Annotated in this window: 21 protein-coding genes; 12 read left to right on the top strand and 9 right to left on the bottom strand. The window is 46.6% G+C overall.

The genetic code is table 11. The annotated features are described in order from the left end of the window. The 4 genes from porT to AC4BAP_RS03785 form a co-directional block, all read right to left on the bottom strand. Nucleotides 1-708, bottom strand: coding sequence for a type IX secretion/gliding motility protein PorT/SprT (gene porT / locus AC4BAP_RS03770; RefSeq protein WP_490581285.1), 708 nt, complete (start codon nt 706-708; stop codon nt 1-3). 14 nt (nt 709-722) lie between these two features. Beyond that, nucleotides 723-1,445: a bifunctional demethylmenaquinone methyltransferase/2-methoxy-6-polyprenyl-1,4-benzoquinol methylase UbiE gene (ubiE, locus tag AC4BAP_RS03775; protein ID WP_490581286.1), complete on the bottom strand. Its 723-nt coding sequence runs from the start codon at nt 1,443-1,445 to the stop codon at nt 723-725. Nucleotides 1,446-1,591: 146 nt separating this feature from the next. After that, on the bottom strand, nt 1,592-3,595 hold the full coding sequence (locus tag AC4BAP_RS03780; RefSeq protein ID WP_490581287.1) for an OmpA family protein: 2,004 nt from the start codon (nt 3,593-3,595) through the stop codon (nt 1,592-1,594). A gap of 428 nt (nt 3,596-4,023) precedes the next feature. Then, the gene (locus AC4BAP_RS03785) at nt 4,024-5,361 is read right to left on the bottom strand and encodes a tetratricopeptide repeat protein (RefSeq protein WP_490581288.1); all 1,338 of its coding nucleotides are present in this window, start codon (nt 5,359-5,361) and stop codon (nt 4,024-4,026) included. A gap of 130 nt (nt 5,362-5,491) precedes the next feature. Between AC4BAP_RS03785 and yihA the strand changes: the two genes are divergently transcribed. The 4 genes from yihA to AC4BAP_RS03805 all read left to right on the top strand — a co-directional run bounded on the left by yihA (nt 5,492) and on the right by AC4BAP_RS03805 (nt 7,484). Continuing rightward, nucleotides 5,492-6,112: a ribosome biogenesis GTP-binding protein YihA/YsxC gene (gene yihA, locus AC4BAP_RS03790; RefSeq protein WP_490581289.1), complete on the top strand. Its 621-nt coding sequence runs from the start codon at nt 5,492-5,494 to the stop codon at nt 6,110-6,112. Nucleotides 6,113-6,179: 67 nt separating this feature from the next. Then, nucleotides 6,180-6,590, top strand: coding sequence for an energy transducer TonB (locus AC4BAP_RS03795; protein WP_490581290.1), 411 nt, complete (start codon nt 6,180-6,182; stop codon nt 6,588-6,590). Between the two features lie 21 nt (nt 6,591-6,611). Continuing rightward, entirely contained in the window at nt 6,612-7,100 is a 489-nt protein-coding gene (locus AC4BAP_RS03800) for a DUF5606 family protein (RefSeq protein WP_490581291.1), read from the top strand. A 75-nt stretch (nt 7,101-7,175) separates the two neighbouring features. Beyond that, entirely contained in the window at nt 7,176-7,484 is a 309-nt protein-coding gene (locus AC4BAP_RS03805; protein ID WP_490581292.1) for a hypothetical protein, read from the top strand. Between the two features lie 90 nt (nt 7,485-7,574). On the opposite strand, the gene fbp is transcribed toward AC4BAP_RS03805, so the two are convergent. Then, nucleotides 7,575-8,582 carry a class 1 fructose-bisphosphatase gene (fbp, locus tag AC4BAP_RS03810; protein WP_490581293.1) on the bottom strand — a complete coding sequence of 336 codons (1,008 nt, stop codon included), beginning with the start codon at nt 8,580-8,582 and terminating at the stop codon, nt 7,575-7,577. An 89-nt stretch (nt 8,583-8,671) separates the two neighbouring features. On the opposite strand from fbp, the gene AC4BAP_RS03815 reads away from it, so the two are divergent. The 4 genes from AC4BAP_RS03815 to AC4BAP_RS03830 all read left to right on the top strand — a co-directional run bounded on the left by AC4BAP_RS03815 (nt 8,672) and on the right by AC4BAP_RS03830 (nt 12,667). Then, nucleotides 8,672-9,931, top strand: coding sequence for an aspartate kinase (locus AC4BAP_RS03815; protein WP_490581294.1), 1,260 nt, complete (start codon nt 8,672-8,674; stop codon nt 9,929-9,931). Nucleotides 9,932-10,404: 473 nt separating this feature from the next. Further along, nucleotides 10,405-11,178, top strand: coding sequence for an enoyl-CoA hydratase-related protein (locus AC4BAP_RS03820; RefSeq protein ID WP_490581295.1), 774 nt, complete (start codon nt 10,405-10,407; stop codon nt 11,176-11,178). A 364-nt stretch (nt 11,179-11,542) separates the two neighbouring features. Beyond that, complete coding sequence (locus AC4BAP_RS03825) at nt 11,543-12,004, top strand: Fur family transcriptional regulator (RefSeq protein ID WP_490581296.1); 462 nt, start codon at nt 11,543-11,545, stop codon at nt 12,002-12,004. Between the two features lie 33 nt (nt 12,005-12,037). After that, nucleotides 12,038-12,667, top strand: a complete 630-nt coding sequence (locus AC4BAP_RS03830) for a peroxiredoxin (protein ID WP_490581297.1) — start codon at nt 12,038-12,040, stop codon at nt 12,665-12,667. Nucleotides 12,668-12,961: 294 nt separating this feature from the next. Here AC4BAP_RS03830 and AC4BAP_RS03835 read toward each other — a convergent pair whose 3' ends face one another. From AC4BAP_RS03835 to AC4BAP_RS03845, 3 genes are read right to left on the bottom strand one after another with little or no spacing between them, the layout of a single operon-like run. Further along, on the bottom strand, nt 12,962-13,588 hold the full coding sequence (locus tag AC4BAP_RS03835; protein WP_490581298.1) for a class I SAM-dependent methyltransferase: 627 nt from the start codon (nt 13,586-13,588) through the stop codon (nt 12,962-12,964). Beyond that, complete coding sequence (locus tag AC4BAP_RS03840; RefSeq protein WP_490581299.1) at nt 13,585-14,067, bottom strand: GNAT family N-acetyltransferase; 483 nt, start codon at nt 14,065-14,067, stop codon at nt 13,585-13,587. The genes AC4BAP_RS03835 and AC4BAP_RS03840 overlap by 4 nt, the downstream gene beginning before the upstream one ends. Before the next feature lie 15 nt (nt 14,068-14,082). Then, a complete protein-coding gene (locus AC4BAP_RS03845; protein ID WP_490581300.1) occupies nt 14,083-15,507 on the bottom strand; it encodes a S41 family peptidase in 1,425 nt (474 codons plus the stop codon). A 225-nt stretch (nt 15,508-15,732) separates the two neighbouring features. Here AC4BAP_RS03845 and AC4BAP_RS03850 point away from each other — a divergent pair, with 225 nt between their 5' ends. The 3 genes from AC4BAP_RS03850 (at nt 15,733) to AC4BAP_RS03860 (ending at nt 18,762) form a co-directional block, all read left to right on the top strand. Next, entirely contained in the window at nt 15,733-16,983 is a 1,251-nt protein-coding gene (locus tag AC4BAP_RS03850) for a 3-deoxy-D-manno-octulosonic acid transferase (protein WP_490581301.1), read from the top strand. Beyond that, nucleotides 16,980-17,903 (top strand): ribosome small subunit-dependent GTPase A, encoded by a 924-nt coding sequence (gene rsgA, locus AC4BAP_RS03855; protein ID WP_490581302.1) that lies wholly within the window; start codon nt 16,980-16,982, stop codon nt 17,901-17,903. The genes AC4BAP_RS03850 and rsgA overlap by 4 nt, the downstream gene beginning before the upstream one ends. A gap of 157 nt (nt 17,904-18,060) precedes the next feature. After that, nucleotides 18,061-18,762 carry an SDR family oxidoreductase gene (locus AC4BAP_RS03860; RefSeq protein ID WP_490581303.1) on the top strand — a complete coding sequence of 234 codons (702 nt, stop codon included), beginning with the start codon at nt 18,061-18,063 and terminating at the stop codon, nt 18,760-18,762. A gap of 55 nt (nt 18,763-18,817) precedes the next feature. Here AC4BAP_RS03860 and AC4BAP_RS03865 read toward each other — a convergent pair whose 3' ends face one another. Next, complete coding sequence (locus tag AC4BAP_RS03865) at nt 18,818-19,468, bottom strand: fasciclin domain-containing protein (protein WP_490581304.1); 651 nt, start codon at nt 19,466-19,468, stop codon at nt 18,818-18,820. A gap of 120 nt (nt 19,469-19,588) precedes the next feature. Here AC4BAP_RS03865 and AC4BAP_RS03870 point away from each other — a divergent pair, with 120 nt between their 5' ends. After that, complete coding sequence (locus AC4BAP_RS03870; protein WP_490581305.1) at nt 19,589-20,047, top strand: peptidylprolyl isomerase; 459 nt, start codon at nt 19,589-19,591, stop codon at nt 20,045-20,047. Nucleotides 20,048-20,207 lie beyond the last annotated feature (160 nt).

Consider the following 20,207-nt stretch of genomic DNA (forward strand, 5'->3'; position numbering starts at 1 on the left):
TTACTCAAAGAAAAGTATAAACGAAACGTTGTGGTTTGTCAGCTTCTGAATGCTTGTGTTGTAAATGCTTGGGTTGGGAACATGCTGGTTAAGCAAGCCATGCGAGAACCTAATCTCAGGGGCAAACTTGAAGTATGGGTAGAAGATATCTAAGCCAAAGCCATACTCAACGGCCAGGTCAAAGTTATCAACCAACAGTTCATTTTCAACATCATCTCCGCTGCGTCCATTACCCAGGTCAATGCCAGGCTTTATACCACCCACTAGGTACATCCGGAAGTTTGTGCGCCGCTTTGCTTTATACTTCAGCAAAAGAGGCATTTCGATCATGGTGGAACTGATGGTCTTGGTAACATCCTTGCGTTCGCCAGTTTGCTGGGGGGCGTTGCCATACTCTATGGTTCTGCCGTAAAACCCAACGCCTGGCACAAAGCGCGCACTCAGGTATTCTGCCAGTTTAACGTCCAGCACCAGTCCGGTATAGAACCCAGGCGATACTTTGGCATTAACGGCCATGCTTCCGCCGCCACCCGGGTCGTTTGCCTGCTGGTCGGCATACTCCTGCGAGTGCTGTATGTTATACTTTGTAAGGGGCGCGGCCAGATAAAAACCATAGTGCACGACCTTGTCGTCGTAGCCTGGTTTGTTCTGCTGCTCTATCTTTTTTTGTGCCTGTGCTGACTGGCTGCCTAAAAGCAACGCAAGCATAAGCCCCAGAAAGCTTATTTTTTGCCAGTGTAAATCGAGCTTATGCCGAAAGTGAGTGAATGCCATTTGGTGTTTTTAAATCCAACTTCTTCAAAAATGCGGATAAAGTCCTGACCGTCGGGGAAAGCCTGTACCGACTCTGGTAGGTAAGTATACGCAGCGTTATCCTTTGAAACGATTTTACCTACCACCGGTAGTATATTCTTAAAATAAAATTGGTAAAGCTGTTTCATCGGGAAGCTGCGCGGCTTCGAGAACTCCAGTACAACTGCGGTTCCACCTGGCTTCAGCACGCGGTTCATCTCCGACAGGCCTTTCTTCAGGTTCTCAAAGTTGCGCACTCCAAAAGCTACGGTAATTGCGTCAAAGGTGTTATCCTCGAACGGCAGGTTTTCGGAGTCGCCATACTTCAGCTCGATTTTATTTGTGAGGCCTTTCTTTGCCAGCTTCTCACGCCCAACGGCCAGCATACCCTCCGAGATGTCTACCCCAACTATTTTCTCCGGGTTCAGGCGCAGTGTCTCTATCGCAAAGTCGGCGGTGCCGGTGGCAATGTCTAATACAAACTTTGGTTTTTCAGGAGCCAGCAGGCTAACAGCTTTCTTTCTCCAGATAATATCGATGCCAGCACTCAGGAAATGGTTCAGGAAGTCGTATTTGCCGGCAATATTGTTAAACATTGTGGCTACCTGCGATTTCTTGTCGTCGTTCTGGTCTTTGTAAGGTAGTACCGCCATGGGTTAATTGTAAAGTATAATAAGGCAAAAATACTGTTCCTAAAACTATTAACCGCAGTTTATGTTCCGAAATATAAAAAAAGCAGGCCAAACTCCTGGTCTGGCCTGCTTCGGGTAAGTATGATCTGCCTTAAAAGGCCTGTACTTTAGTTCTTCTTGTTCATCTGCTGATTGATCTTTTCATTCTGCTGCTGGCTGTCGCCCTCGCGCGGAATTACTCTGAAAATTGTTCTTCTGTTCAGCTGCATGTTCTCGGCAGATGTGTTTGGTACTGCAGGTCTGCGCTCTCCGTAGCTAACTGTTACCAGTCTTCTCGGCGAGATGCCCTGTTTCACCAGGTAGTCGTAAGCAGCACCGGCACGGTTCTCACCAAGCGTCATGTTATACTGTTCGCTTGCACGAGAATCCGTATGGCCCTCTATACTTACGTTGATGTTAGGGTTCTGCTTCAGGATGCGCACAATATTGTCAAGTTCTTTGATCGACTCCGGACGCAGGTTATACTTGTCGGTATCGAAGTAAATGTTCTGCATCGCAAACTTGCCTGTTGCCACTACGCCTGGCTTGATGCCGTCCTTGTCAACATAATCCAGGTAAAAGTCGCGTTTAATAGTGGTTGTATCAGAAAGCGACATTGGCACTTCAACAACTTCAGTAGTTATCAACTTGCCATCTTTAGAAAGCTGAACCTGGTATGAACGACCGGACAATACCTGCACGGCATAGGTAGCAGAATCAGGACGCGTAACATCCCTGTATGATATTGGCCGCTTATCCGCCTGCGTTGAGTTAAAGATCAGTTCGATACCAGGTATCAGTGTGCTGTCAACTTTAGAGAACACCTGGCCTTTTACCTGCGCATTGCGGATGTAGTTGATCGTGTAAATATCCTTTTCGCCGTAGCCGCCAATTCTGTAAGAAGAAAGGTAAGCGTAGCTTCCGTCCGGGGCAAGGCGGTAATAAGTATCATCATCAGGGGTGTTGATTGGAGAACCCAGGTTTACAGGGCGGCTCCAGCGGCGTGCCACTGAGTCAAACTTGGCAGAGAAAATATCATACCCTCCCATTGTGTTATGACCTCTGGAAGCAAAGAACAATGTACCATCCTTGGCAAGGTATGGGCTGTCATCGTCGAAAGGCGTATTGATGGTAGTGCCTAAGCTGCGAGGCGTACCCCATGTACCGTTCTTGTTGCGCTGCACTACATAAATATCAAGGTCACCGTTCTCTGAGTAGTGGCTTGTAGAGAAGAACAGCGTATTCCCGTCTGGGGTAATGTATGCATCCGACTCAAAATCGCGGGTGTTTACCTTATCGCTTATACTTTTAGGCGCACCCCATGAGCCATCTGCCTGTCTTTCAGAAACCATGATGTCGCCGTTGTTCACGGAGGAGTAAAGCAGCATCTTGGTATCATTGTCAAACAACTGGATGGAGGCCTCGTGGCCAGGACCGTTAAGGGCACCAGGCACTTTGCGCGCAGGCTCCCACTTATCACCTTCAATTCTTCTGGTTTCAAAGATATCCTCGTAGTATTCCCCATCGCGGGCAGCTTTGCCGCCAGTAGCCTGCTCGCCTCTGGAGGTAAACAGCAGGTAGTTGAAATCGGAAGAGATTACCGGGCTGTGCTCTGAGTAGGCCGTGTTAATTGTGCCACCCATGTTTTTCACGAATACGTCTTTCGGGTTTGCCACTTCTTTTTTCGCGTTCTGGGCATGCTTTATCAGCATAGCCACCTCTTCACGACGTTCCTCATTTCTTCGAGGTATCTCTTTCTGATACTTTTTAAAATGATCGATTGCGCTATCGAAGCGGTAGTTGATATGGTCTACGCGGCCCAGCCAATACTCCAGGTCGCGGTCTACGTTAGGCTTTAGTTTTTGAACACGGTACAGGTAGTCTGCCGCTCTTTCTTTATCAAAAGTAAGGTAACTGATGCCTGCACGGTACAAAGCTTTTGCATTATTTGGGTCGCTGGATAAAACCTGCTCATAAAGCGGAATTGCAGCTCTGTAATTTTCCTTATCAAAAAACTTGTTGGCGGCCCTATATTGTTTTCTGGTGCTTTGTGCCGACACAGTTACAGTAAGCAAAAGCAGTAGAGAAAGCAGTAATGTAAACCGTGTCAACATATTAGCTAGATGGCTCATATTGTAAAGGGTTTGTTATATTTGGATGTTCAAGTTCGTACTCTTAGCCTGGTATACCGGCTGTTAGTAATGTAAGGCATATAGTTTGCCTTGCTTCTATACGGCCAATATTAAATTTAGTATATGTTATGACAGGCAATGTTTATTTAATCTTACACCTGAAGCTCATTTCCAACCCCCACACTACTGCTTCTTACAGCTTAATTTGTAAGATAACCAATATAAAATTGTCGTCATCGCAAATATAGACAATTTATTATATATAAGAATACGCCGCTACCATATAATTTATTAAAGCATTGCACTAAATACACCCTTAATCGCTGTTTCAACTATGATTTGATCCCAGAAGTATAAAGGCCTCATTTTAGTGCAGAATTGCAGCGCTAAAAATCAATACTATTGTTTATGAAAAGGGATTTACAGTGCTACCTGCCAGGGAAAATCACTTGATAAATATCTTTGCCCCCGAAGCCCCCTGCACGGTTTGAAGAGAAAAATGCGCTGGTTCTGCTACGGTTAAGCACAAAGTACAGATCATCGTGGGTTGAGTTGATCGGGTAGCCCAGGTTTTGGGCAGGCCCCCATTCGTTATTCTCTAATTTGCTGCTAAAAATATCAAACCCACCCATGGTGTTATGGCCCATCGAGCTAAAGTATAAAGTATGGGTAACCATGTCTACAAAAGGGGCATCGTCGTCGAAGGCGGTGTTTATACTTGGCCCCAGGTTTACAGCCGGCCCCCATGTGCCGTCTGGCTGCCTCGATGTGGCATAAATATCCAGACCACCCATCCCGCCGGCACGGTTACTGGAGAAAAAGGCGTACTTATCGTCAGGGGTAATATAAATGGATACGTTTAATTGGCCTTCGTTAAAAGGGTACCCCAAAGGCTGCGGCTCTCCCCAGCCAGATTGCTCACGCATGGCCACATGCAGTCCTTTAGCTGGATGGAAAGTATAAATCCTGTCTCCCTGCATACTGATATTTACCAGCCCATGACCGCCTTTCCGGATGGCTACAGCCGCTTTGTTATTCTCTTCCCAACCTTTTAACCCATGGCGGGCAAGCTTCAGCTTTTCTTCATCAGTCTGCAAGCCGTTTTTATCCGAGTGCCGGTAGCGTGTGGTGAACAGCATGGTACTGTCGCCGGGCAAGAAAACCGGCAGGTAATCCGAGAAAGATGAATTTACGCCTTTGCCCAGGTTTACAACCTCGGCCACCGAGGGCTTATTTAAAAGTATGCTTCCGGCAAAACACTCATCTATCCGTTTTTGCAGAAACTGTATGTAAGGCCTGTCGGTGCGTGGCGTGCGGGCCATCTCTTGCTGGTAGTATTTACGGGCCTCCTCAAACTCATAATCCTGATGGTGCGCCTCTGCCAGGTATAGCAAAATAAGGTAATCCGTGATGGCAGGTGAAATATCGAAGGCCTTTTTAAAGTATACTTTGGCTTTTTTGGGCTCGTGCAGCTCCATGTAACAGTAGCCGGCCTTATAGTTCGCCTTCAGGCTTTCGGGGTTGATGTCCAGCGCCTTCTTATAGAGCTCCAGCGCCAGGCTATAGTTCTCAAGGTCAAAGGCAACATCGGCCCGCCGTATATAGCGTGCTTCGCCGCCTGCACCAATTGCCCCGCAAAGTATAAACAGCAGTGCAAAACCCAGTAAATACTTTACCGGCATTGTTGCCACACGCACCAGATACTGTTTTAGAAAATTACCCGTTATACTTAAACAGGCGCTTATGTTTGAGCTATGGAACATCATGTTTGAAAAAATAAGCTTAACTTTGAGGTGCGTATACTGGTAAATACCTAAAGCAGCATAAGTTAATAAAATTACAGCTATCCCTCCTATTATAGCTGAATATAACAGAGGGTGGCAACACAAATTAGGCATGGAGATAAAGGAAGCTAAGTTTTTGATGAGCAACACCAAAGTGGAGCTGTGCCCGGCACCAGACAAGCCGGAGTATGCTTTTATCGGCCGCTCTAACGTGGGCAAATCATCTTTGATCAATATGCTTACCGGCCAGAAGGGCCTTGCCAAAACATCATCCTCGCCAGGTAAAACGCAGCTCATCAACCACTTCCTGATAAACGACAGCTGGTACCTGGTAGACTTGCCAGGCTACGGGTATGCCAAAGTGAGCAAGGACTCTAGAGAGAAGTGGCGCCGCATGATCAACTTCTACTTTCAGAAGCGTGAAAACCTGACATGTGTGTTTGTGCTGATAGACGCACGGCATGAGCCTCTGAAGCAGGATCTGGAGTTTATCGACTACCTCGGTAACATGGGCGTACCTTTTGTGCTAGTGTTCACAAAGCTTGATAAGCAGTCGTCGCTTAAAACCGATGCCACTATTGCTGCCTATAAGGCCGAACTGCGCAAAACCTGGGAAGAACTTCCACTTATATTTAAAACCTCCTCGGAGAAACGCATTGGCAAAGATGAGATCCTGAGCTATATTGACGAGATAAACGAGCAGGTTGCGGCAGACCAAAAACAAAATCCCTGACAGGAAGTATAAACTTACGGCACCCCTGCTGCTGTTCTCTTAACACAAGATTTTAACTTTACCCTTTATGAAAACTAAATTCGCATTCCTTTTTATTTTATTTGCCTTTGCAACTATAACTGTATCGGCACAAACCACAGAAAACAAGGCGGCCACCGAGCAGAAAGACGAGCCTAAAGTATGGACACCTGAGAAAACGCCTCCGGTTGTAGAGTTTTATGACGGCGGCATGGAGGCCATGTACAAAGCCGTTTACAAAGAACTGGAGTACCCTGCCATGGCCAAAAGAAACCGCGTTCAGGGTACCTGCATCATTGGATTCACATTAAACCCTGACGGGTCTTTATCTAACTTTAAAGTACTTAAAAACGCAGGGGCCGGAACAGGCGAAGAAGCACTCCGCGTTACAAGACTTTTAAAATTTAGTGCCCCTGGCTTTGCAGTTGATGCCAGTATTCCTATTTTGTTTAAACTATAAAAACACAGTTTATACTTTACTATGCCTATTGATTTAAGACAAGTTGCGGCCATATCTGGCCAAAGCGGCCTTTACCAAATCGTAAAGCCAACGCGCACCGGTGTTATTGTGCAGAGCCTTGAGGAAAACCCGAAAACAATGGTTGCTCAGGCACGTCACCGTATGTCTATCCTGGATGAGATCTCCATCTACACCACCGACGAGGAAGGTACTGTTCCGTTGGCTGAGGTGTTTGAGCGCATCCACGAAAAGTATGGCGACAAATTGCCGCTTAGCGAGAAGCCAAGCAATGAGGAGTACCAGCAGTTTATGAGCGATGTACTGCCAAACTACGATGAGGACAGAGTTTATACTTCTGACATGAAGAAGCTGGCAAACTGGTACCTGATCCTAAACAAACACATAGGCTTTACGAAAGAAGAAGAGAAAGCTACAGAGGAGGAAACTGCTGAAAAGAACGAAGAAAAGGCAGCTACCAAATCCAAGAAGTCAAAAGCTACAAAAGAATAACAGCTTATTTTCAGAACGCCCTCCCACACAGGAGGGCGTTCTGGTTTATACTTTAGCACATCCCAGAATTTTAACATGCAGTATACTCCCGCCATTATTACCAGCACGAGCACACGCTTGCAGCAGCTGTTTGATGTAGAGAACCTACCGGTTTCAAACCTGGAGGCGCTGCTGTACAAGTTGTCGAGGGTGGTGCTGCACCTGCTAAACACAGACCTGGCCAGGCTGCTGCACATACTGTACCGCATTGATGTGGATGAAAAAGCAGTGAAGGAGGCGATGATTACAGACGACCAGGAATTGATAGCAGAACGAATTGCGCGCCTTATACTTAAACGCGAACTGCAAAAAGCCGAACTACGCCAGCGCTACAGCACCCGGTAAAACAGGCTTTTTCTCAAGGCCCTGAAATAAAAAAGGGGCAGAAACCTGTCTGGCCTCTACCCCTTTCTTTTATATTTCTGATCAGGTTTCTTAGCTAACCAAAGCCTCCGCTTTCATAAACTCTTCTACCTTGTCCACCATCTCGGCAGAGCCGATCACTAGCGGGCAACGCTGATGCAGTTCCGTAGGCTCAATTTCCATGATGCGCTGCGTGCCGGTTGTAGCCTTACCGCCTGCCTGCTCCACTATAAAAGCCAGGGCGTTGCACTCGTACATCAGGCGCAGTTTACCATTAGGCGCCTTGGCTGTAGATGGGTAAAAGTAAATACCGCCTTTTAGCAGGTTACGGTGAAAGTCCGCCACCAGCGAGCCGATGTAACGGGCAGAATAACCTTGTTCCCTGCAATAGTTCACATAGTTCTTAACACCCTCCGGGAAACTGTTCAGGCTACCCTCGTTGCAGGAGTAAATGTTTCCTGTATGTGGTGTTATGATATTAGGGTGAGACAGGAAAAACTCTCCAAGCGAAGGCTCATAGGTAAACCCATTTACGCCGTGGCCGGTTGTGTACACCAGCATCGTTGATGAGCCATAGATGATATAGCCTGCCGCAATCTGGCGTGTACCGTTCTGGAGGCAATCCTCCTGCGTTCCGTCGCAGCCCGTTTCGGAGGTTCTTCTGTAGATCGAGAAAATAGTACCGATCGAAACGTTCACATCAATGTTAGAGGAGCCATCAAGCGGGTCCATGGCAACGATGTACTTGCCTTTGGTGTTACCAGTCTGGATAATCTCTTCCTCCTCTTCCGAGATAACCGCACAAACCTCACCTCCGTTACGCAAAGCACGGATAAAGCGGATATTGGCGATTACGTCCAGTTTTTGCTGCTCTTCGCCCTGCACATTCTGGTTGCCATAGGCTCCGGTTACATCCAGCAACCCGGCACGGTTTATCTCTCTGTTCACAATTTTCGCTGCCAATGCTATATCGCGCAGCAACTGAGACAGTTCTCCCGTTGCATACGGGAAATCCTCCTGCTTTCGCATGATGAACCTGTCAAGGGTGGTGCCTACAGGTAACGCCAGTTTGTCATTCATAAAGTAAAGTTTTAACCTGATACAAAAGTATCAATTTTAGTTAATATAATGAAGTATACATATTTTTACGGCAAACGTACTAGCTCAGGATGAAAGTATACAAATTTGGGGGCGCTTCTGTAAAAAGTGCCGAAGCTTTTCGTAACATAGCCTACATCATCAAAAAAAATGGTAACGCAAACCAACTTTTGCTGGTGGTATCGGCTATGGGTAAAACCACCAATGCCCTGGAGCAAATTTTTGAGCTGGCCTACAAGCACCAGTCTTTTGAAGATGCGTTGCAGCAATGTTACAGCTACCACCGCACGATTACCCATGAGTTGTTTCCTGATGAGAATGCCCCGGTGCATGAACGCCTGGAACACCTGTTTGCCCAGCTTCGCCATACCCTGACAAGTCTTCCGTCCGGAGCTTCGTACGATAAATACTACGATCAGGTGGTAAGTTTCGGCGAATTATTTTCCTCTACGGTGCTGCACCACTTTTTGCTGGGGCAAGGCCTTCAGAACAGTTGGGTTGACAGCAGAAAGTATATCCAAACCGACACGACCTGGCGCGAGGGCAAAATAGACTGGAGCTGGACAGAGCGCACCATCAAGCGTGACATTCCGGAACTTTTACAGAGCCAGTTGGTGGTTACGCAGGGTTTTCTGGGCGGCACCAACAACGGGCTCACCACCACCCTCGGCAGGGAAGGCTCCGATTTCAGTGCGGCCATTTTTGCCTATTGCCTGGATGCTGAGGGCATGTATATCTGGAAAGATGTAGAAGGGCTGTTAAATGCTGACCCTAAGTACTTCCCGAATACCGTGCGTTACCCTGAGATCTCCTACCAGGAAACCATCGAAATGGCATACTATGGCGCATCTGTAATACATCCGAAAACGGTAAAACCGCTGGCTAATAAACATATTCCGCTTTATGTTAAATCTTTTCTGAACCCGGAAGCTGAGGGCACCAAGATCTGCGATTGCCGCCATGAGGTGGTTGTGCCAGCTTTTATCATTAAAGAGAACCAGTGCCTTGTTTCCTTTGGCGTAAAAGACTTTACATTTATCTCAGAGAAAAACCTGGGCACTATCTTTAACGCTTTATCGGAGCTTCGCCTTAAGATCAACATGATGCAGAACTCCGCCATTTCCTTTTCCATCTGCACAGACTATAACCAGGAACGGCTGCAGCGCCTGATCGAAACGCTGCAAGACCAGTTTACCATTCACTATAACACTAACCTGCAGCTGTTCACGATCAAAAACTACGATGCTGCCAGCATAAGTATGATGACGGAGGGTAAAGCTATACTTTTAGAGCAGAGAACCCGAACTACTTTTCAGGCAGTATGCAGGTAAGGTTTGATTCGTTCAAAACTCCTGCTGTGGAAAAATTTACTTTAATTTTTACAACTTTAAGTTTCAAATAATTTATATTGTTAAAACTTTATATTTTCTTTGCGTATAGATAAGCCTGTGAAAAGGAGCTGACTAACTGAAGTGTACTAATGGCTGAGAAACTTACACCCACATTCGTTTTTAAATTAATAGTTTTGTTTGCCTTATTAATAACAGGTGTGCTGGTAAGAACAAAGAGAGTAGCTTTCCCAGCTGATGCAGCCAGCGTACAGAACTTTAAACAACCTGCTAGCACAGACCAGAGCCAACCGGAGGAGCATGTGCCTTACCATAAAGTAATCAAACGCGAAAAGTCACACAGCAGCAGCCCAGCAATCTAGCTATCCACAAGCCCTTTGAAGGGCTTTTTTTATGCTTTGGTTAAAAGCCGTAACTTCAGGCTTTCATTTATTCCTGATCACAAAATAAAACACATGGAGTTTATACTTGTTACCCCACAGGCACAGCCGCATATTGCCTTAATTCAGCTAAACCGACCAAAAGAGTTAAATGCGCTTAACCTGCAGCTCATGGGCGAATTGCGCGATGCGCTAAAAGAACTCGACGATAACGATGACGTGCGCGCCATCATTATCACTGGTAATGAGCGGGCCTTTGCTGCCGGTGCCGACATAAAGCAGATGGCCGGCAAAACCGCCATCGACATGCTCAACATCGATCAGTTCTCTACCTGGGACCAGATCCGTAAAACGAAGAAGCCGATTATAGCGGCAGTGTCAGGGTTTGCATTGGGTGGCGGCTGCGAACTGGCCATGACCTGCGATATGATCGTGGCGTCTGAAACAGCCCAGTTTGGGCAGCCTGAAATCAGGATCGGGGTTATGCCCGGTGCAGGCGGCACACAGCGCCTTACAAAAGCCATTGGCAAGGCCAAAGCTATGGAGATGGTGCTTACCGGCAAATTCATGTCTGCCACCGAAGCCGAGAAACATGGCCTTATCAATCGTATAGTACCTGTAGAGTTATACTTAGACGAAGCCTTTAAACTGGCTGCAGACATTGCTCAGATGTCGCCGGTGGCGGCAAAGCTGGCAAAAGAGGCCGTTAACCGCTCTTTCGAAACCAACCTGGACGAAGGTTTATACTTTGAGCGCAAGAACTTTTACCTCTGCTTCGCCTCTGAAGACCAGACTGAAGGGATGAACGCTTTTGTGGAGAAGCGAAAGCCTGAGTTTAAGGGGAGATAATTGTTGATTGTTGATTGTTGATTGTTGATTGTTGATTGTTGATTGTTAAATGGTTTAATTGTTGTTCTCTACAATCTGACAGCGCATCAATCAGTGAGCTTGTTTAGAACTTATTAAAATCAATACTGCTTGCCCTTGCTGCGTGTTATCACCAGCAAGTATAATAGCCAATGCCCGCCATTGTTTATGGAAACACCAACAATGGCGGGTTCATTTTTTTATCAAAGCTCTAAACAGCTTCAGTTTCTAACAATCATACTTAATCAAAAAAATCACTTAAATCACCGGTCAACTTTCAACTCTTAACTATTCCTTTTACATTTGCAGGAACTATTCCTAGTTGAGAATTATTCTTACCTGAGTAATGCAAAACCTAAACCGAGATGAGTTACGACAGCGCCTGTTAGAAGGTGGCCTTAAAGCCACGCTTCAGCGCATTGTTGTATTCGAAGCGGTAATGGAACTGCATGGGCACCACCCCACCGCCGAGGAAGTGTACCAGCGCCTGAAACCTGCCAACCCAAGCATATCGTTGGGAACGGTTTATAAAACCCTGGATACCTTTGTAGAGACAGGCCTGATCAAAAGGGCTTTATCTGAGGAAGGCGGCAAACGCTACGATGCCAACACACACGCGCACAATCACATCTTTTGCAGCAAAACCAAAGAGATCGTTGATTTTGAGGATGCAGAACTGGAGCAGCTTTTAACCGACTTTTTCAGCAGACGAAAACTGCAGAACTTCGAGATAAAAGGGTTTTCGGTGCAGTTGACGGGGCATAAGGTGGAGCCTGACAAGCAAATAAGTATAAAAACGATTATCTAAGTAGAATTTATTAACTCAAAAACTAAATAAACAATGGCAGTATTAGTAGGTAAAAAAGCACCTTCTTTTAAAGCAACAGCCGTAGTAAACGGAGAATTTGTAGAGAACTTCTCTCTTGAGCAGTACATTGGCAAGAAGCACGTAATTTTCTATTTCTACCCAATGGACTTCACTTTTGTGTGCCCAACTGAGATCATTGCTTTCCAGGACAGAATGGAAGAGTTTGAAAGCAAAGGCGTAGCCGTGGTAGGTTGCTCTACCGACACGCACTTCTCTCACTTCGCATGGCTGAACACGCCACGCAACCAGGGTGGCATCGAGGGTGTAGCTTACCCACTTGTAGCAGACGCTTCTAAAACTATCGCACAGAACTACGATGTTTTAGCTGGTTACTATGACTACAACGAAGAAGGCGAGTCTATCTTTGTTGGTGAGCCGATTGCTTACCGTGGCTTGTTCCTGATCGACAAAGAAGGCGTAGTTCGTCACCAGGTTGTAAACGACCTTCCGCTTGGCCGTTCTATCGACGAGGCCCTGCGCATGATTGATGCCCTGCAGTACTTTGAAGAGAAAGGCGAAGTTTGCCCTGCAAACTGGTCTGAAGGCAAAGAGGCAATGCAGGCTACAAAAGAAGGTGTATCTAACTACCTTGCAAAGCACTAAGCTTTAAGATTTTTGAAAACAAAAACGCCCCGGCTGATGTCGGGGCGTTTTTGTTTTTATACTTGTGTGCAGTTACCCCATCCTAACAAAGTTATTCTTTACATGATTTTCATCCCCCCGCCCCCTTCAAAGAGGGACTGTAATGAATTGAGGCCTCTTTGCTAATTACCTCTGGGCTTTGCGTGCTGTAAGAATACCTTAAAAGTATAAGCGTTGAGATGTATACTTATGCTGAATGTCCCCCTTTGAAGGGGGTAGGGGGATGAAAACATTTTGGGAAAAACTTTCTCTATCCTACACTTTCTGCAAAAGTATGGTAAGTATACGTGGAATACCGGTCCGGTCATTATCGTCGAAATACTCGTTCAAATCCACTACTTTCAGGCCGTGCTGCTTTGTAGTCTGCACAAAATCTGACACGTTGTGCGTATAGCACTCCACTTCCTGCCTGCCTTCTTCGGTATCGAACCGGGCTTTGGTGCCGGCGTACTGCTTAAAGGGATGCAACTCTCCAACATAAACATAACCACCCGGCTTAAGTGCTTTTGCAGCTTCTTTAAAGATGTGGCCCAGGTCTAAGATATGCTCCAGCACCAGGCTGAAGCTAACCAGGTCGTACTGCTGATTTCGGAAGTCCCAGTCCTGAGTAACATCGGCCTGGATGAACGCAACCTTATTAGAACTAACTTTCCTTTCAGCCCTTTTCAGCATCTCTTCTGATAAGTCTACGGCCGTAACATGAATGGCTCTGCGCATCAGCCATTCGGTGTTTTTGCCTGTTCCGCAACCTATCTCCAGGCAATACTCAAAAAGTATATTCTTCAGGGTAGCACGCAAAGCAACAGCCTCCAGGTCGCGGGTGCGGTTTTTGTTGGTGTCGTATTGCGAGGCCCAGCTGTTATAGGCTTTTTGTATACTCATAGTTGTTTCAGCATCCAGATGTTACAGGCATAGTGTCCTGAATTACCCATTGCGTGCGCTAAAGGTTTAAAACCGGCTCTTTCGTACATGCTCACAGCCTTTGCCAGCTCCGGAAACGATTCTAAGTATAACTGTTTATAACCTAACTCTCTGGCCGTATTTATACTTTGCTGCATAAGCTGATTGCCTACTCCCTTTCCCCGGGCATCGGCAGCCAGGTAAAACTTCACCAGCTCGGCACAACCATCTGGCAACCCCTCCGTCGGGTAAACACCGCAGCCGCCAACAATTACACCGTTTGCTTCGGCTACAAAGTATGCGCTGGCCGGGTTTTGAAAAAGCTCATAGAGTGCATCTGTGGTAGGGTCTGTGTAAACCGTGCCGGGCCTGTCTATCTTAAATTCCCGGAATACCTGACGGATTAAATCGGCCAGGGGCTGGTTATCGGATGGCTGAATGCGCCTTATACTTGGAATCATACTTTGGATACACAACTATTTTTTTGGACCGGAAGAGTTGATGACTTTATTCAGCGTGTAGTCCATAATCTCATCCTTTTCATCAATCAGATGATCTCTCACTTTTATATCAGGCATTACACCGATTAACCTTTCATCTCCGTTGGGGCGCACAATATAGCCTTTAGCGGCTTTAACCACAACACCTGTGTTGGGCAAGGGGAAGCTAAACTGAGAGGCATAGAGTGTTGGCACATCACCGGTTTCTTCGCCTACAATAGTCGCAAAATTATAGTCTTGTATAAGTGCTGCGCTTACAGCCGCCATGGAGTAAGTGTGTCGGTTCACCAGCACATAAATCTTTCCTGTAAACCGCTTGCTTTCGTCAACCGGCTTCTGCTCCGGAAAAGTATACTCATACACCTCCCCATTTTTATGGTTCAGGATAGCTTTGGCATAATCTTCTATCTTATCTTCCGGTGTGTTTTGCCTGGTTTGTGCTTTCAATACCTCACTCGTTTTCAAACTAAACTTTGAATACCACCTGAAAGGCTTATCCGCAAAATAGGAAATAAGGTAATCGGAGTAAGAGTTATCGCCACCCTGGTTATTTCTCAAATCAACAACAAGATGCTCTACTTGCTTAGAACTGATATCAGCAAACGCTGAGTCAATAAAAGCTCTGAATTGTTCCTCTCCATTTTCTTTGGCAGAGCTAAATGGTCCCGGGTTCAGGTAGGCTACGTCATGCTTAATATCGAAGAAGCGTTGTGAGTTTGTAATCTCATTTCTTTTTCCCTCATAATCCAGTACCGGAATTGCAGATAAGCTGCGTGTCTCAACTTTTCCATTGGCGCTTTTTACCTGTACCTGAAACGTATCTTCCTCACCGAACACGGCCCAATAATACCTGGGCAATGACCAAAACTCCAGCTTAACATCCTTAAAGTATGGTCTTTCTGCCGAGATATAAGGATAGATTTCCTGTTGTATTTTTTTAACAGGCACCTTGTTTATACTTAATAGCTGCTGGCCTGCCCTAATCTCCGTGTTATCTGTGTAGCTCTTGCGGATAAAGGCTTTGCCGTCTTCAAAAGCCAGTTCCAGGGGGAAGACAGTACCGCCGTTATATGCATAAGTAATGTATGGCTGTGCCGGAAAATCAACCTCAGTATGACCTAAGTTTCCAGTGGCTGCAAACTTCTGGAAAAGCTTCGTTGCTTCTAAAAGGCTTACAGAATCCTTGTTACTGATTGCCTTCAGACTATTTGCATAAGCTTTATCAAACTCACTTTTACTGACATAAGCATATAGATTATAGTTTGCCTTCTCCAGAGTTTTATACAGGTACTCTAGGTCAGCTTTTACAGCACTTGCAGGGAACTTAGCCCCGACACCCTGTGCCTGCACAGCATACATTGAGGAGAAAAACAATAAAATTAAGAGGGTTAGCTTTTTCATAGTCACAGTCTATACAAAATCCACAGGCCATTCTAGTATAAATTTAACATCTTTCAATACCGCAGTCAAATAAAAGGGTGATCAATACTAATCCTTGCTCTCCTTCCACAAAGTATACTTACCTTACCAACTATCCCTCCACAATCTGCTATATTTGCACCAGAACCAGACCTCACAGCGTCTTCCAGACCTGTGAGTGTCTTTGTATGATAGCAAAGTATAGATTTGAAGTTACTTTACGACATCGGACTGAAAGCTTACCAGGCGGCTATTGCGCTGGCCTCTCCGTTTAACGAGAAGGCCAAACTGATGCGGCAGGGGCGAGAGCGGCAGTTCGAGAGGTTGCAGCAGGCTTTTGCGGGTAGCCAGGCGCCGGTGGTGTGGTTCCATTGTGCATCGTTAGGGGAGTTTGAACAGGGCAGGCCGGTGATGGAAGCTTTTCGGGAGGCTTATCCAAAGTATAAGATCCTGCTCACCTTCTTCTCACCTTCCGGCTACGAAATCCGGAAAAACTACGCAGGTGCCGATTACATTTTTTACCTGCCCCTGGATAGCGCTACCAATGCCAGACGTTTCCTGGAGATTACCCAGCCAGAGCTGGCGGTGTTTGTAAAGTATGAGTTTTGGCATTATTACCTGCAGGAGCTGCAGCAGCGCAACATACCTATACTTTCCATCTCCGCTATTTTTCGCCCAGACCAGGTTTTCTTTAAACCATACGGCGAATTTTACCGCAACATGCTGCGCCGCTTTACGCACCTTTATACCCAAAACAAAAAATCGCTACAGTTACTGAAGCGTATTGGCATAAAGCAGGCAAGCATAGCCGGCGATACCCGCTTCGACAGGGTACTGCAAACTGCGGCAAGTATAAAGTCTATACCTTTGGTAGAGGCTTTTGCAGCAGGAAAAGAAGTATTTATGGTAGGCAGTAGTTGGCCCGCCGACATAGAAGTGCTTTTACCGCTTATTCAGAAGTGTAGCCAAAGTATAAAATTCATCATTGCGCCGCACGAGGTAAACGAGGCAAGTATAACTGCTGTAATGCAGAGCCTGGGCAAAGAAGCCGTTCGGTTTTCTAAAACCTCTGAAACAGATGCTGCAAAGTATAACGTGCTGGTGATCGATAACATTGGCATGCTGTCGGCGCTTTACAGCTATGGCACTTATGCCTACATTGGCGGCGCATTTGGCAAAGGGCTGCACAACACCCTGGAAGCTGCCGTGTTTGGTTTGCCACTGTTTTTTGGGCCAAAGTATGAGAAGTTTCAGGAGGCCAGGGACCTGGTAGAACTCGGCTGCGCTTTTCCGGTAAACAATAGCCAGGAGTTGGTGCAGGCATTTGAACAGGTACATACCACACCCGGGCTGCGCCAAAGTATAACCAGCAAAGAAAAAACATACGTACAAGAGCAAGCCGGCGCTACTGCCAGAATTATGACTGACATCCGCGCTTTGCTTAAACAAAATACATGAAAGGAGTTGTAGTTAAATCGACGGGATCGTGGTACCTGCTTCGCGATGAAGAAGGCAAGTTACACCGTGCCCGTCTGCGCGGCAAGTTTAAGCTGAAGGGCATGAAGGTGAGCAATCCACTTGCCGTTGGCGACAAGGTGGAGTTTGACCTGGAAGAAGCTGGAGAAGACACTGCTGTCATCCACAAAATCCAGGACCGCGAAAACTACATCATCCGGCAAAGCACCCACAAAACTGCCTACTCCCACATCATAGCCGCCAACTTAGACCAGGCACTACTCATTGTTACGCTTGTTTCGCCACGCACCTCCTTTGGCTTCATCGACAGGTTCCTGGTAACCGCCGAGGCTTACGATATCCCGACCATACTGGTGTTTAACAAAACCGATATGTATGACGATGAGATGCGGGATTACCAGCGCCAGATCAGCCACATGTACGAGCAGATAGGCTACCAAAGTATAGCAGTATCGGCTAAGAGCAAAGAAGGCATCGAAGAACTGAAAGAACTACTGCACGGCAAAACCACGCTCCTTTCGGGCCATTCCGGTGTAGGCAAGTCCACGCTCATTAACCTGATCGTACCTGACCTGGAACTGAAGACCTCTGAGATTTCCGACTTCTCTGACAAAGGCGTGCACACCACCACCTTCGCCGAAATGTTTGAGGTTGACGAAGATACGTTCATCATTGACACGCCAGGTATAAAAGAACTCGGCATTGTGGATATTCCGGCAACCGAACTGGGCCACTACTTCCCGGAGATGCGCGAACGCCTGAACCAATGCCGCTTCAACAACTGCACTCATTTTAACGAACCCGGCTGCGCTGTAATAGAAGCCGTGCGTAAAAATGAGATATCACTTACCCGCTACGAAAGCTACCTGAGCATGCTGCATGGCCAGGATAATAGGAAGTGAGAGTTTGAGAGTTAGAGAGTTTGAGAGTTAAGGAGTAATAATGTAGAGACGCAATATTTTGCGTCTTTTTTCTTTGCAGTACCGAGTCCAACCACCAACCAATACCTTCAACCCTTCCCAAGGCTTTCCGTTACAGGCTTATACTTCAGATCAAACTATGAAACTCAACAACACAAACATCCTGATAACGGGTGGCACTTTAGGCATCGGCCATGCCACAGCAAAACTACTGATAGAAAGCGGAGCCAATGTAGCCATTACCGGCCGCGACGAGAAACGCACACTGAAAGCGGCCCGCGACATAGGCGCTATGCCCATAACCGCAGACGTGGCTAACCCTGAAGACGTGAAACGTACCTTCAAGACCTTTATGGAAGAGTATGGCAAACTGGATGTGTTGATCAACAATGCAGGCATCGGCACTTCTAAACCGCTGGAGGAACTAACAGTGGAGGACTTTGAGCGGGTATATCGGGTAAATGTGTTTGGTGCAGCAATGATGGCAGCAAGGGCAGCAAAGATCTTTAAGAAACAGAACTACGGCAACATCATCAACATTGGCTCTACGGCTGCTACCAATGCTTACGAGGGCGGTTCTGTGTATGCCTCTTCTAAGGCGGCACTAAGAAGTATGACCCAGAGCTGGCAGAAAGAGTTGCGCCGGCACAACGTGCGTGTTATGCTGATCAACCCAAGCGAGGTGACTACCGCCTTTGGCAACCCGGACCGGGAGGAACGCGAGACGCAACCCAATAAATTACGCGGCGAGGAAATTGCCTGGGCTATAAAAAGTACTCTGGAGATGGACAACCGGGGATTTATACCTGAACTTGCAGTTTGGGCAACAAACCCGTTTTGATACAAACAGCAAAGGCGGCCCTTCGAGCCGCCTTTGTTATACTTTCATTTTGCTGTTATTTCTTAGCCGGAACAAGCACTTTATCTATCACATGGATGGTGCCGTTTTTACTTAAGCCATCTGACTCCGTAACGGCAGCTCCGTTTATCATGATCTGGTTATCGCGCTTGGTAACTGTAAGCTGCTCACCTCCTACTGTCTTCAGCATGGTGCCATCCTGGAGGTTTTTAGAGGTTAGTAAACCAGCCACCACATGGTTGTTAAGTATGGCTACCAGCTTTGCCTTGTTTTCATTCTTCATCAAGTCTTCCAGTACGTTGTCAGGCAGGGCATCAAAGGCTTCATCATTCGGCGCAAAAATAGTGTAAGGTCCGGTTGCGCTAAGTGTTCTCACAAGTTCAGCCTGCTTCAACGCAGATTCCAGGTTGGTAAGGCGTGGCGAAACGTAAATGTTTTCTACAATCGTTTGTGATGGCAGCACATCCTTCCCTCCGATCTCGGGGTTGACAACCACATCAGCTCCTTCGCTTGCCTGCCTGCCAGGTGTGTTGGGGTTGGTCATTTTGGCATCAGGCTGCGAACCGGGGTTTGGCTTGGTTTCTTCCTGCAACGGGTTTCTTTTCCGTTCCTCGTCGGTGCCGCAGCCCTGCAAAGCTACGCTGCAACAAAATGCACCCAGTAATACAAGTATGTTCAGTTTTTTCATAGATGTTTAGTTTTATTTTTGTCACGGATAGGGGCTCCTGTTGTGGCGCCGGTTAGTCTTCTTAAACTAGAAAATCCGTACTTTTGTTATCAAGATTGTTTTACACAAAAAGAATAAACCATGAAAACTGCAGAAATCCATACTGGCAAGGGTGTCATGAAGGTAGAGTTCTACGAAAAGGACGCACCAAAAACAGTACAGAATTTTATAGATCTTGCTAAAAAAGGCTTCTACGATGGCCTTACGTTTCACCGTGTTATTCCTGATTTCGTGATCCAGGGCGGCTGCCCTAACTCACGCGAAGGTGCTAAAGGCGTACCGGGCACAGGCGGACCAGGCTACAAGATCGATTGCGAACTTACCGGCGAAAACCAGTACCACGACCGTGGTGTGCTTAGCATGGCACACGCTGGCCGCAACACCGGCGGATCTCAGTTCTTTATCTGCCACAGCCGCAAAAACACATCACACTTAGACCGCAACCATACTTGCTTCGGCAAAGTGGTGGAAGGCCTGGATGTGATCGACCAGATCAAAGCCAACGACAGGATCGAGAAGATCGTAGTAAACGAGGAATAGATTTTTCGTTGTTAGTTGTTAGTTATTCGTTATTGGAGTTTTGAATTTCGAAGTAACTGCAAATAACATTGGAACTATACTTTATCAGAAAAAGCCGCTTTAACAGCGGCTTTTTTTATTGGCCTTTACAGCAAGTATAATTATGAGTCCAGCTTAAAGT

The organism is Pontibacter sp. GD7 (genome assembly GCF_058216375.1).

Coding starts and splice junctions, on each gene's coding strand:
- AC4BAP_RS03780 (WP_490581287.1), bottom strand. CDS start 3,595: ATGAGCCATCTAGCTAATATGTTGACACGGTTTACATTACTGCTTTCT.
- AC4BAP_RS03835 (WP_490581298.1), bottom strand. CDS start 13,588: ATGAGTATACAAAAAGCCTATAACAGCTGGGCCTCGCAATACGACACC.
- AC4BAP_RS03820 (WP_490581295.1), top strand. CDS start 10,405: ATGGAGTTTATACTTGTTACCCCACAGGCACAGCCGCATATTGCCTTA.
- AC4BAP_RS03865 (WP_490581304.1), bottom strand. CDS start 19,468: ATGAAAAAACTGAACATACTTGTATTACTGGGTGCATTTTGTTGCAGC.
- AC4BAP_RS03785 (WP_490581288.1), bottom strand. CDS start 5,361: ATGATGTTCCATAGCTCAAACATAAGCGCCTGTTTAAGTATAACGGGT.
- AC4BAP_RS03830 (WP_490581297.1), top strand. CDS start 12,038: ATGGCAGTATTAGTAGGTAAAAAAGCACCTTCTTTTAAAGCAACAGCC.
- AC4BAP_RS03805 (WP_490581292.1), top strand. CDS start 7,176: ATGCAGTATACTCCCGCCATTATTACCAGCACGAGCACACGCTTGCAG.
- AC4BAP_RS03870 (WP_490581305.1), top strand. CDS start 19,589: ATGAAAACTGCAGAAATCCATACTGGCAAGGGTGTCATGAAGGTAGAG.
- ubiE (WP_490581286.1), bottom strand. CDS start 1,445: ATGGCGGTACTACCTTACAAAGACCAGAACGACGACAAGAAATCGCAG.
- AC4BAP_RS03800 (WP_490581291.1), top strand. CDS start 6,612: ATGCCTATTGATTTAAGACAAGTTGCGGCCATATCTGGCCAAAGCGGC.
- yihA (WP_490581289.1), top strand. CDS start 5,492: ATGGAGATAAAGGAAGCTAAGTTTTTGATGAGCAACACCAAAGTGGAG.
- rsgA (WP_490581302.1), top strand. CDS start 16,980: ATGAAAGGAGTTGTAGTTAAATCGACGGGATCGTGGTACCTGCTTCGC.
- AC4BAP_RS03840 (WP_490581299.1), bottom strand. CDS start 14,067: ATGATTCCAAGTATAAGGCGCATTCAGCCATCCGATAACCAGCCCCTG.
- AC4BAP_RS03815 (WP_490581294.1), top strand. CDS start 8,672: ATGAAAGTATACAAATTTGGGGGCGCTTCTGTAAAAAGTGCCGAAGCT.
- AC4BAP_RS03825 (WP_490581296.1), top strand. CDS start 11,543: ATGCAAAACCTAAACCGAGATGAGTTACGACAGCGCCTGTTAGAAGGT.
- AC4BAP_RS03795 (WP_490581290.1), top strand. CDS start 6,180: ATGAAAACTAAATTCGCATTCCTTTTTATTTTATTTGCCTTTGCAACT.
- fbp (WP_490581293.1), bottom strand. CDS start 8,582: ATGAATGACAAACTGGCGTTACCTGTAGGCACCACCCTTGACAGGTTC.
- AC4BAP_RS03845 (WP_490581300.1), bottom strand. CDS start 15,507: ATGAAAAAGCTAACCCTCTTAATTTTATTGTTTTTCTCCTCAATGTAT.
- AC4BAP_RS03860 (WP_490581303.1), top strand. CDS start 18,061: ATGAAACTCAACAACACAAACATCCTGATAACGGGTGGCACTTTAGGC.
- porT (WP_490581285.1), bottom strand. CDS start 708: ATGCTTGCGTTGCTTTTAGGCAGCCAGTCAGCACAGGCACAAAAAAAG.